Below are 8,959 nucleotides of genomic sequence, written 5' to 3'. Positions count from 1 at the left end.
TTTGGGATAAATATGTTTGATAAGTTTGTACTAATAAAGTTAAGGCAGAACTGTCTTTTGCGGATAGAAATAATGCTAATGGCCGATCATTTTCAGAACTGTCAAGATTAATGTTCTGAGGAACCGATTCCATAACGATATGCACATTAGTCCCGCTAAAACCAAAAGAACTAATTGCAGCAGTATTAGGCTTTTCTTGTTTTTTTAATGGAATAGATGTTGTTGGGATACAAATAGTTGATTTCCAAGGAATAGATGCATTTGGATTTTTAAAATGAAGATTTCCTGGAATTGTACCATGATATAAAGAAAGCGTTGTTTTAATTACAGAGGCAATACCCGCTGCTGCTTCCAAATGGCCAATGTTTGATTTTACAGAGCTAACATATAATGGATTTTCAGCGCTTCGGTTTTGGCCATAAACATTACCCAGCACTTCCATCTCAATTGGATCGCCCAATTTAGTTCCTGTTCCGTGTGCTTCGATGAAGGAAATTTCATCAGCGGAAATATTTGCATTTAGAAGTGCTTTTCTAATGACTTTCTCCTGTGCAAGACCGTTTGGAGCAGTCATCCCATTGCTTGCACCATCCTGGTTTACAGCCGAACCTTTAATTAGGGCTAAAATATTATCTCCATTTTTTAGAGCATCACTATATCTTTTCAGAATAATAATACCACAACCTTCACCACGACCATAACCGTCTGCACTTGCATCAAATGATTTACAACGACCGTCTGCAGAGAGTGCTCTAGTTCTAGACAATGCCATGTGTCCAAACGGCAATAACATTAGGTTGATACCTCCGGCGATTACTAGATTTGTTTTTCCAAGCCTTAATTCCTGTACACCTAAATCTACTGCAGCCAGTGAAGAGGAACAAGCGGTTTGAAGTATTACATTTGCGCCCTGTAATCCTAAAAAATAAGAAAGGCGACCACTAGCAGTTGAAATTGCATTTCCTGTTACAAAATGTGAATTGATACCTGTGCCCAATTCACCCATCGTAAAATAAGAATAATTATCATCAGAAGTACCCATGTATACCGCTGTATCACTTCCATATAGAGAAGAGGGTTTGATATTAGCAGTTTCAAGTGCCTGCCAGGTGACCTCTAAAAGTATCCGCTGTTTCGGATCCATTTGCTTTGCTTCGGTCGGCAGAATATTAAAAAAAGAAGTATCAAATCCTTTGATATCAGAAAGAAAAGATCCATAATTACAATAGGATTTACCTGGCGTATCCGGATTATTATCATAAAAATGATTTGCATTCCAACGATCAGCTGGCACTTCTCTTACAGGATCATGACCTTTATACAAATTATCCCAGAATTCATCCAGATTATCTGCATCAGGAAAACGACCAGCCATGCCAACAATAGCAATGGCTTCTGTTTGCTTCTGCTCCATCCCAATTAGCTTTGATTCCGCTAATTTTAAGGCCGTATATAATTTTTTTGTTAAGTCGATATCGTCCATTATATTAAATATACTTTTGAATGTCAGCATTAATTAATCCAAGCAGTTCATCATCATCCATTTCTTTAATTTCGGATTCAATGCTTGTTATTGCTCCACTTAATGGCACTAAGGGTGTTGGTTCGCTATCAACTATTAAATAGAAGCTATCATTTATATATTGACTAAGTAATTCAATAGTTGAATAGTTGAAAATCATGTTGGTTGTTATATCCTGCCTAAATTGTTGTTGTAATTTTTCAACAAACCGGACAGTAAGAATGGAATCCATTCCCATCTCGTTAAAACTTTTTCTAACACCTATGCTTTTGGAATCGTTAATTAATAATATCTCGCCCAATTGTTCCAGTAATATCTCTTGTATTTTTTGAGCGCGATCCTCAGGTAAAAGACTCTGCAAATTGTCATTCAACGCTAGTGATCTACCATGCACCTCTGATTTCTTTTCACCAACGGCTTGACGTATTGCATCCCAAAAAGAAGAGGATCTATTTAATTCCATAACTGCAGTAAAACGTGGCTTATCAAGTTCTACATAAACTTCATGACTATACTGTGGATGCAGGAGCTGGCCATAGTGTGTAGATACCGTTTCAGACCGATGGGCGATGATACCACCCTGACGCAATAATTCTGTGCTATTTTCATCCTGTTTCATCATATTACTATCTGCCCAAGGGCCCCAACTGATAGATTTTGCGGGTATTCCTTTGTTTCGAAGTTGAAGAACATATGAATCCATATAGGCATTTACTGCCGCATAATGAGATAGCATTGAAGACCCCCAAACGGATGCTATCGAAGAATAGACTACAAAAAAATCAAGCGAATTCAATGATAAATGAGTAGATAAATTACGTAATCCCCTCACTTTAGTGGAAGCTGCCCGTTCAATATCCTTCAAAGTTTGATCCTTAAACCATTGACTGTGGGATATACCTGCAGCATGTATGATCCCATTTAACACCAGCCCTTCATCATTAAGCCAGTTATTTAATGCTAAGACTGAATCTTCATCACTTACATCAACTTGTTTATTGATGATTTTAGTATTTTTCTGTGCATCAATTACCAAAGTACGACTAGCCAGAATTATTTTGCAGGCACCCTCTTTAATCAACCATTGGGCAATGTGTTGTCCTAAACTTCCACTACCTCCAGTAATTAAATACACTCCCTGCTTTTCTATTTTTACAGCTAATCTTTCTTCTTGTAAAGGAATAGAATTCAGTATCTCATAAAAAATCAGATCCCCACGTACCGATAAATTGGGATGTTTTTGTTGTTGTAACCAAGCAGAGATATCTAGTTTGTTTAGCTCTTGTACAGAGGTAATCGCAGAAATATCAAGTGACAACGTAAACATCCCAGGAATTTCAAGGCCTATTGATTTAATCCAAGCTCTTAAACTATATTGCAATGTTTGGGTCGCTGTTTTGTCAGTTTTACTTACTTGAGTAGCTTCTTGACTTAGAAGAATGAATGATCCTATTGAAGAATGAAATGAAGATAGAGACTGCAAAAAAGATAATCCATTTTCAAAAGCAGTATGAAATAGGGTATTAAATTGTAATTCATCTAATCTATCCGGCAAATCAGTAATATCGTAAATGATATTAATCAAATGATTATCATTTTCTTGAATAACACTTTTTAGAAAATCAATCAGAGCTGATTTCGTATTAATCTGGGGATACTGATTTCCTACATCCTCATTTTGCCAATAAACAGGGATTACTATTAATTCATCTTGTTTCTGCAAGGTTGATAATAAAGCTGATGAAGATGGGTTGATATATATAAATATTGACTTTGAAGATAATTCAGTAAGCTCAGTCATTTTGATGGAGTCTGTTTGTTTCCATTCAAGATGATACTGATTTGAAGTATGCATTAGTTGAGGTAAGGGGCCAATCCAATGGGTTGATAATTTAAATGGAAAGTGTGGCAGACTTATTTTTTTCCATTTTTGTATGCTCATTGGCTTTATTACGGGAGATGAAAGTGAAACCGCTTGGTCTAAAGCAAGCAACATCGTTTTTATGGACGACGCTTTCACTGAAAAAGCATACTTATATGTATTTCTGCCGAGGGCAGCTGTGTAGCAAATATCTTTTAAATTGTTAGATGTGGTTAATAAGTATTCTCTGTAAACTTTCCTTAATGCTTCTAATGCTTCAAGATCAGGTGCAGAAATAGTAAGCGTATAGTTTTCATCTATATCTATAATTTCATTATTTTTCGGATGGTATTCTTGTAGGATACAATGAGCGATGGTACCCGTAAATCCGAATGAACTAACCCCCGCTAACAATGTTTTAGAGGAAAGTGAATAATCATAAATGTCTTTATTGACCACTGCTGGGATTAAATCCCATGAAATATGTTTGTTAGGATTTGTAAAATGCAGGTGCTGAGGTAATTTTCTATTATATAAACTCAAACATGTTTTTATTATACCTGCCAATCCAGCTGCAGCTTCCAGATGGCCTAAATTTGTTTTAATAGAACTAATACGAATTTTTTCTGTGGAATTTCGTTCAGCAAAAGCTAGCTTGATACCCTCCATTTCAACAGGGTCACCTAAAGATGTCCCTGTTCCGTGAGCTTCTATAAAATCAATTTCGCTTGATTTTATACCCGAAACTTTCAAAGCTTGCTGAATAACAGAAGCTTGTGCTTGAGGATTAGGAACAGTTAAACCACCACTCGCCCCATCTTGGGCAATCGCTGATCCTTTTATACAAGCATAAATACGATCACCGTCTCTTTCAGCATCACTTAACTTTTTAATGACGATTGCTAGGCAACCTTCAGAACGAACATATCCGTTGGCAGATTCATCAAAGGTTTTACAATGTCCATCTGAAGATAACATACCAGCTTCCGTCAAACTTTCTTGTAATTGTGCTGACAACAGTAAATTAACTCCACCAACTAAAGCAAGATTACATTCGTTCTGCCTCAAACTTTGGCAAGCCTGATGCAATGCTACTAACGATGAAGAGCAAGCTGTATCTATGCTCATTGATGGTCCATTACACCCAAAGTAATATGAAAGGCGACCGCTTGCACCGCTTAAAGAATTTCCACTCCCTAAATAAGGACTTGCAGCAGATTGTTGTGTGTGCTGTAGAATATGCATCGTATAATCTACAGCGCCAATTCCCACAAATATACCTGTGGAAGAGCCCTTCAAAGTATGAGATGCTATACCTGCATCTTCAAAAGCTTTATAAGCCACCATCAGCATGTGCCGCTGTTGGGGATCCATATATTGAGCTTCTACAGGAGATATGTGAAAAAAAACATGATCAAAGCCAGCTATATCCTCTAATAACCCTGCGTGAGGCATTGCACTTTTGAAAGAATTATTGTCAGATATTATATTCCAACGATTACTAAAACCATACTTGGATATTAGATCACTACCTTTTAATAAAGCCTCCCACAATCCATCAGCCGAATTAATATTACCAGGTAAATTACAAGAAATACCAATAACCGCTATGGGCTCATTTACGACTGAAGGCGGAGAAAGATTCTCCATACGATTCTGAAGATCCTTGATTACGAGGTAAGCTTTCTGAAGAGGTGTCAAATCTGGTTTTTCAAGAGGCATAATCAAACTTTATGGCAGTATCAAATTATTAAATTTTATACTTTCGGTATTAAAATGATTTAAAAACAGAAGAATTGCCTGCATCTACAAGTAGCATAAAAACTGTTTAATAAATGAATCTACAATGATAAAAAAAGAGTTAAAATTGTAGAATCATTAAAAAGACTAAACATTAACTATACAGAAGAAATATTGTAATTACACTTTTCATTAAATGAGCAAATCAGATTAGTAAAGGATTGATTTTCCAAATTAAAAAAATGCCCTCCTGCCATATTCTCAAAATGGCACTTTTCTGTAGTTTCCTGTTGCCATGCTTGTATAGAGCCGGACTTTATTCCGAGGTCATTTGTTCCATTTATCAGAACAAGAGGAACATTTAGTTGGCTGCTCTGCTTATATTCGTAATTTTCAATTAGCGCTAGATCGTGTCGAATAATTGGCAGATAAAAAGAAATGAAAGATTGATTATCTGCAAGATCATTAGGAATACCTCCGAGTTTTTTTAAATATAAAATAAGATGTTCATCATCCAACTTATGCTTTAATACACTATCAGAAACATGGGAAGGAGCGCTTTTTCCTGACAAAAAGGACATGGCAGGCTGAGGCATATTGTCAGATTGCATTACCCTCATACATTCAAAAGCAACTAGGGAACCAAAACTATGTCCCATAAAAAAAAAGTCTTCACCATCGTGCTTTGATAAAAAAAAGGACAAACAATCCTCAACAAGCTCGCCAATGTTCTTTACAAATTTATCATTGTACCGCCTTCCTCTTCCTGGATAGCACACTGTAAAACAATCAAAAACAGGAGACAATGATTTCTCCATGGAAGCATATGAAAGATCACTTCCTCCTGCATGAGGAAAAATAAAAAGTTTTGTTCTCGCCTGCATCTTAATCCAATAAACTTGCCTCTATCCTTTAGGTTTTACTGGCTTAAATATTCTTAGCATCACCAAGAGTAAAACAGGGGAGAAAATAAGCGCCAATATAAATGAGCCATAAAATCCTGTTCGCCTGTTAGTGCCAATTACTCCACAGATTAAGCTAAAAATTACCCAGCTAGCTATGAATATTGGATTTAAAAAAATTGGTGGCATAAAATAATTTTTATTCTTCTACAGTATCTGATTCTGTTTTTTTCGTGAAAGGTTTTTTAACAGTATCCTTTACGCTTTTTACTACATCTTTACCCTTATCCAATTCTTCTTTAAAATAGCTCTTGGCATCAGATGCTTTGAAATTTAACAAGTTCCCACCCATTTCAAAATGACGTGCAAATACTTTTCCTACTGCATAGGTTGTTGAACCTCCAACAGCGCTGTAGGTTACGGCACCAACAATACTACCTACTAATGGAATTGCCTTTACAAGGCTACCCAAAGTACCTGTTGCTAATGATTGTGCACCAACACCACTCAATAAAGAAACCAAAACGGTTTTACCCAATTCATGGGAAAATTGTATTTGATACTCCGCTGCCAATTTACTAATCATTGAAATTTGCGTTGCAGTGATGCCAGCCATATCAACAAGAGGAATTGGAACAGCTCCAAATCCCATAGCAATGAGTACATGGTTTTTAATGATTGTCTCGGTTTTTTTAACCTCTGCACTTGTTAAAACATGAGTTTTTGTTTCCATAATAGTTTAATTTAGGTTTAAGTTCTATTTCTTAGTGTCATTATTTAAAAGAATAGGTAAATCCTTAGAAGAATTTCCCATCATTATTATCTTTGAATTAGGAGATTTTGATATCTTTTCAGTAACATCCAATGCTTTCCATTGTAATGGAGATATATTTGAGATAAGCTGAAATTGTTTTATACCTTCTGCTTCTATGATTTTTCTTTTACGTTCTTTTTCCTCTATTATTAGTTTAAAATCATACTGATAGATAAGTTCTTCATCTCTGAATTTTGCTTCAATAGCGTGCGATATCGTATCTGGTAGCTGAATTGAGCTAATATAGAAGTGCTCCATATCAATGTACTTGGAAGCTAACTCCCTTTTAAATTTAGAAATTAGCACATTTTCCATGATTCCTTTGTCCATTAAAAAAATTTCTTCAGGAGTTAAATCTGCAATTAATTTCCTAATCAAAGATTGTGATGCCGGTATAACAAAAGTGTTTGGGTAATTAGGGCCCAGTTTTTGATGTAAGTCGAAGATTTGATTTCTCAAAGGCCTAAATAAAACATTAGACTTGACACGAATAGATAATCCATCATGACTTAGTACTTGTTGCTCAATTTCAATATTTTGGGTACGTAAGTCGTAAATAAACATTTCATTCAAGGGACTTATTATGTTTAATCCCTCCTTATAAGTTTCTGGATGGGTTCCGTCAATCAGATCAAATAATACCCCAATTTCCCCAGATTTTATTTTAATAAAAATCTTACTACTAAACAGCACAAACACAAAAAGAACTAATAAAACACCTATGGAAATGCTCCTTAAATAGGATGTTATTTTTTGCTTTTTAAGCGATTTGTTCATAAGCATTATATCTAAAAAAGGTATTTAACCTTGTTTTTATAGTTATTTAAAATTTTAAATTTACCCCTAAACCATACGTAATAAAGCTTTGTATTTTAGGTGACCCTGCTGAAACACCTGAAGGTATGCCAGCTATATTATTAGAGACTAGAGATAGAGAATTTTGTTTATTATTGTATAAAAGTGAATAATCTGTATTAAAGGATAACCACTTAGTAAAGTTAAAGCGAAACATACCATTTGAAGTCCAAATCATTTTATTACTATCATAATTGTGGAAGTAAGAGGATAAGACTTTTACGAAAACTTTTCTCTTAAATAGGTGATTATAGTACCCCGCTTTGACTAAAAATCCATTGTCAAATAAATATCTATCTAATTCAAGACTGTGCAGGGATGCCTTTACATCCTGATCGACAATAAATGTATAGTTTATAGCTGCTGGAGCTACACCAAAATACAATACTTTATTCATATAAATCAAACCAACACCCTGAGTTAAAAATCCTGGAGAAAGAAATGAAGATACTTTAGTTTTAACTCCAGCAATTTTCGGATCATAAAGATACCCATCAAAAATCTGAGTAGAAAGCTCTAAGACACTGGCCAAGTACCAGTATTTAGTTTTCTTATTGAGTGAGTATAAAAAAATATTATCAGAATAAAATAAATCCGAATTTTTTCTCCAAACCTTGTCCTGACCACTATTATAGCCTAATGCAAACATGGTATTACTAATGAACTGTGTTCGTTTTTTATTATTATAGGTAGTGTTTAACTTAATATTCGTATTGAAATTGTGATTTGGAGTAGAACCATTCGACCAATTAAATACTGCTAATCCACCAAGTCCAACAGACATCATCAATTGATTTTTCCAGGGTGATTCCTTTTTTATTACGGTTGTGTCTATATTTCTTGAACTCGTATCTGCTGACGGAGTTTGACCAATTGCTTCAGTTTGAGATACAAGTAGCTGTAATGAAATTAAAAGAATCAATGATATCTTAATTTCACAAAAATAATCGAGAAGTTTTTTCATAAATATGTTATAAAGTTAGAAACTTTAACATAATAATCTTATATACAATAATTTATTTCACAAAAAATTAGGCTAATATAAAACAAATCGATAATAATCGCGTGCTAAACAATCAAAAAAGAGAAAAGTGTAGCCACCCCATTTTTGTAAGCTTCCCTATTATTAAGACATTGACTAATTAGACAAAATGTTTAATTTCAAATGTCATAAAAATAAAGAAACAACAATTCACAGAAACACAAATCGCAACTGCTCTTAAGCAATATGAGGGTTTTCGTTAGGCACATGATGTATACAGGGC

The 8,959-nt window shown here is 34.7% G+C and carries 6 protein-coding genes; all 6 read right to left on the bottom strand.

What is annotated here, in order from left to right; translation table 11 throughout:
* On the bottom strand, nucleotides 1–1,483 hold a 1,483-nt coding region (locus ACILQF_RS07220; RefSeq protein ID WP_395626743.1), incomplete at its 3' end, for a type I polyketide synthase.
* A 4-nt stretch (nucleotides 1,484–1,487) separates the two neighbouring features.
* Nucleotides 1,488–5,105, bottom strand: coding sequence for a type I polyketide synthase (locus ACILQF_RS07215; protein ID WP_395626742.1), 3,618 nt, complete (start codon nucleotides 5,103–5,105; stop codon nucleotides 1,488–1,490).
* A gap of 176 nt (nucleotides 5,106–5,281) precedes the next feature.
* Entirely contained in the window at nucleotides 5,282–6,007 is a 726-nt protein-coding gene (locus tag ACILQF_RS07210; protein ID WP_395626741.1) for a thioesterase II family protein, read from the bottom strand.
* A 217-nt stretch (nucleotides 6,008–6,224) separates the two neighbouring features.
* Complete coding sequence (locus ACILQF_RS07205; protein ID WP_395626740.1) at nucleotides 6,225–6,758, bottom strand: YcjF family protein; 534 nt, start codon at nucleotides 6,756–6,758, stop codon at nucleotides 6,225–6,227.
* 24 nt (nucleotides 6,759–6,782) lie between these two features.
* On the bottom strand, nucleotides 6,783–7,616 hold the full coding sequence (locus tag ACILQF_RS07200) for a prohibitin family protein (protein WP_395626739.1): 834 nt from the start codon (nucleotides 7,614–7,616) through the stop codon (nucleotides 6,783–6,785).
* Nucleotides 7,617–7,662: 46 nt separating this feature from the next.
* Nucleotides 7,663–8,658, bottom strand: a complete 996-nt coding sequence (locus ACILQF_RS07195; RefSeq protein WP_395626738.1) for a DUF3078 domain-containing protein — start codon at nucleotides 8,656–8,658, stop codon at nucleotides 7,663–7,665.
* Nucleotides 8,659–8,959: the final 301 nt, after the last annotated feature.

The sequence above is a fragment of the Daejeonella sp. genome, from assembly GCF_044232565.1.
In the GTDB taxonomy this organism is placed as follows: Bacteria; Bacteroidota; Bacteroidia; order Sphingobacteriales; family Sphingobacteriaceae; genus Daejeonella.
The sequence above is the reverse complement of the archived record's forward strand: the minus strand, read 5'-3'. Positions and strand labels throughout refer to the sequence as shown.

Bases quoted from the DNA above. Each gene is read 5' to 3' on its own strand.
- ACILQF_RS07215 (WP_395626742.1), bottom strand. From the start codon at position 5,105: ATGCCTCTTGAAAAACCAGATTTGACACCTCTTCAGAAAGCTTACCTC.
- ACILQF_RS07210 (WP_395626741.1), bottom strand. From the start codon at position 6,007: ATGCAGGCGAGAACAAAACTTTTTATTTTTCCTCATGCAGGAGGAAGT.
- ACILQF_RS07205 (WP_395626740.1), bottom strand. From the start codon at position 6,758: ATGGAAACAAAAACTCATGTTTTAACAAGTGCAGAGGTTAAAAAAACC.
- ACILQF_RS07200 (WP_395626739.1), bottom strand. From the start codon at position 7,616: ATGAACAAATCGCTTAAAAAGCAAAAAATAACATCCTATTTAAGGAGC.
- ACILQF_RS07195 (WP_395626738.1), bottom strand. From the start codon at position 8,658: ATGAAAAAACTTCTCGATTATTTTTGTGAAATTAAGATATCATTGATT.